Annotated in this window: 1 tRNA gene and 2 rRNA genes; all 3 read right to left on the bottom strand. The window is 53.0% G+C overall.

Annotation, left to right across the window (positions count from 1 at the left end):
• Positions 1 to 77 (bottom strand) — tRNA-Met (locus WDZ78_RS23235).
• A 249-nt stretch (positions 78 to 326) separates the two neighbouring features.
• A 5S ribosomal RNA gene (gene rrf / locus WDZ78_RS23230) occupies positions 327 to 441 on the bottom strand.
• A gap of 242 nt (positions 442 to 683) precedes the next feature.
• Positions 684 to 3,285 (bottom strand): 23S ribosomal RNA (locus tag WDZ78_RS23225); the annotation flags it as partial.

Genomic DNA, 3,285 nt, shown 5'->3' with positions numbered 1-3,285 from the left:
TGGTTGCGGGGGCAGGATTTGAACCTGCGGCCTTCAGGTTATGAGCCTGACGAGCTACCGGGCTGCTCCACCCCGCGTTACCGGCGTAAATCCCTATGGGATTTATCGCGACTGCATCACAGCGAAGCTGTGATGTCTACTGCCGGAGCAAATTGCCGAAGGCGATTTGTCTCCTGTAAGGAACGCACCCCTATTAGGTGCACCGATTTGTTTTGGCACATTGTGCTCTGGATTATTATAGCATAAAGGCCGCTTTATGCGGCCTTTTGGTGAGGGCTTGAGCCCTTTTTTTGTGAATGAGAAGATGTTTGTGTTGCGTTTTGCAGACCTGGCAGCGACCTACTCTCCCGCGTCTTGAGACGAAGTACCATTGGCGCTGGGGCGTTTCACGGCCGTGTTCGGAAAGGGAACGGGTGCAGCCGCCCCGCGATAACCACCAGGTCGGCAAAACGCAACAACAAAAGTTGTTTTCGAGAAGCTGGGTGGCATTGCCACTTTTTATCTTAATCACACGTCTTTCTCTGACCGGTCCGTTTGCCTGCCTTGCTCGAGATCGAGCGTGGCAGCCATACAGGACGCTAGTCCGTCGCCAATCGTTTGGCGCGCCGTCTGCAGGGCCTTTGGCCCGTGAAGACATAAAGATGATGTCATCAAGCTCTGCTTGATGAACATATTCAATGGGAACGAAGAAGTCGATCGAGCTATTAGTAACGGTAAGCTTCACACATTGCTGTGCTTCCACACCCGTCCTATCAACGTGGTCGTCTTCCACGGCTCTGATAGGGAACACTCGTTTTCAGGTTGGTTTCCCGCTTAGATGCCTTCAGCGGTTATCCATTCCGTATATAGCTACTCTGCTATGCCCTTGGCAGGACAACAGATCCACCAGAGATACGTCCATCCCGGTCCTCTCGTACTAGGGACAGATCCTGTCAATATTCCTACACCCACGGCAGATAGGGACCGAACTGTCTCACGACGTTCTGAACCCAACTCACGTACCGCTTTAAATGGCGAACAGCCATACCCTTGGGACCTGCTCCAGCCCCAGGATGCGATGAGTCGACATCGAGGTGCCAAACAACCCCGTCGATATGGACTCTTGGGGGTCATCAGCCTGTTATCCCCGGCGTACCTTTTATCCGTTGAGCGATGGCCCTTCCACACGGGACCACCGGATCACTATGACCGACTTTCGTCTCTGCTCGACTTGTCAGTCTCGCAGTCAGGCTAGCTTATGCCATTGCACTCGACGACCGATTTCCGACCGGTCTGAGCTAACCATCGCGCGCCTCCGTTACTCTTTCGGAGGCGACCGCCCCAGTCAAACTACCCACCATACACTGTCCCGGATCCGGATAACGGACCGCGGTTAGACATCCACGAAGATAAGGGTGGTATTTCAAGGATGGCTCCACAGAAACTGGCGTCCCTGCTTCAAAGCCTACCACCTATCCTACACATGCCTTGGCGAATGCCAGTGTAAAGCTATAGTAAAGGTGCACGGGGTCTTTCCGTCTGACCGCAGGAACCCCGCATCTTCACGGGGAATTCAATTTCACTGAGTCTATGTTGGAGACAGCGGGGAAGTCGTTACGCCATTCGTGCAGGTCGGAACTTACCCGACAAGGAATTTCGCTACCTTAGGACCGTTATAGTTACGGCCGCCGTTTACTGGGGCTTCAGTTCAGAGCTTGCACCCCTCCCTTTAACCTTCCAGCACCGGGCAGGCGTCAGACCCTATACGTCGTATTGCTACTTCGCAGAGCCCTGTGTTTTTGATAAACAGTCGCTACCCCCTGGTCTGTGCCACCCCATCATAGTTGCCTAAAATGGGGTCACGCTTCTTCCGAAGTTACGCGTGCAATTTGCCGAGTTCCTTCAACATAGTTCTCTCAAGCGCCTTGGTATACTCTACCTGACCACCTGTGTCGGTTTCGGGTACGGTCTATACGGTGGAGCTATTTCCTGGAACCTCTTCGCCGCACATTCAATCCAATAAGAATGTACAACACACGAGATCCGTCACTACCACCAGGCCCACGAATATTAACGTGGTTCCCATCGACTACGCGTGTCCGCCTCGTCTTAGGGGCCGGCTAACCCTGCTCAGATTAACTTTAAGCAGGAACCCTTGGTCTTTCGGCGAGGGAGTCTCTCACTCCCTTTATCGTTACTCATGTCAACATTCGCACTTCCGATATCTCCAGCAGCCCTCACGGGTCCGCCTTCACAGACTTACGGAACGCTCCGCTACCACTGAAGCAACCCGAAGGTTGCCACAATCCTCAGCTTCGGTGCATGGCTTTAGCCCCGTTACATTTTCGGCGCAAAGACCCTTATTTAGACCAGTGAGCTGTTACGCTTTCTTTAAATGATGGCTGCTTCTAAGCCAACATCCTGGTTGTTTTGGGATCCTCACATCCTTTCCCACTTAGCCATGACTTGGGGACCTTAGCTGGAGGTCAGGGTTGTTGCCCTCTTCACGACGGACGTTAGCACCCGCCGTGTGTCTGCCGACTAGTACTCCTCGGTATTCGGAGTTTGGTTAGGATCAGTAAGACGGTGAGTCCCCATAGCCCATCCAGTGCTCTACCCCCGAGGGTATTCGGTCGACGCTCTACCTAAATAGATTTCGCGGAGAACCAGCTATTTCCGAGTTTGATTGGCCTTTCACCCCTAGCCACAAGTCATCCCAATCTATTGCAACAGATACGGGTTCGGCCCTCCAGTTGGTGTTACCCAACCTTCAGCCTGCTCATGGCTAGATCACTCGGTTTCGGGTCTAATGCAACTAACTCAATCGCCCTATTCAGACTCGCTTTCGCTGCGCCTACACCTACCGGCTTAAGCTTGCTAGTTACACTAAGTCGTTGACCCATTATACAAAAGGTACGCCGTCACCCTTGCGGGCTCCGACTGTTTGTAGGCATCCGGTTTCAGGTTCTATTTCACTCCCCTCGTCGGGGTGCTTTTCACCTTTCCCTCACGGTACTTGTTCGCTATCGGTCATGCACGAGTACTTAGGCTTGGAGAGTGGTCTCCCCATGTTCAGACAGGATTTCACGTGTCCCGCCCTACTCAAGGACAATGACTGTTCTACGCGTAAGGGGCTATCACCCTCTATGGCCGACCTTTCCAGATCGTTCCGCTTTATTCATCATTGCCACTGGCCTGGTCCGCGTTCGCTCGCCACTACTTGCGGAGTCTCGGTTGATGTCCTTTCCTGCAGGTACTTAGATGTTTCAGTTCCCTGCGTTCGCTTCTTACCCCTATGTATTCGAA

The sequence above is a fragment of the Agrobacterium sp. M50-1 genome (genome assembly GCF_049843495.1).
Taxonomy (GTDB): domain Bacteria; phylum Pseudomonadota; class Alphaproteobacteria; order Rhizobiales; family Rhizobiaceae; genus Agrobacterium; species Agrobacterium radiobacter.
The sequence above is the reverse complement of the archived record's forward strand: the minus strand, read 5'-3'. Positions and strand labels throughout refer to the sequence as shown.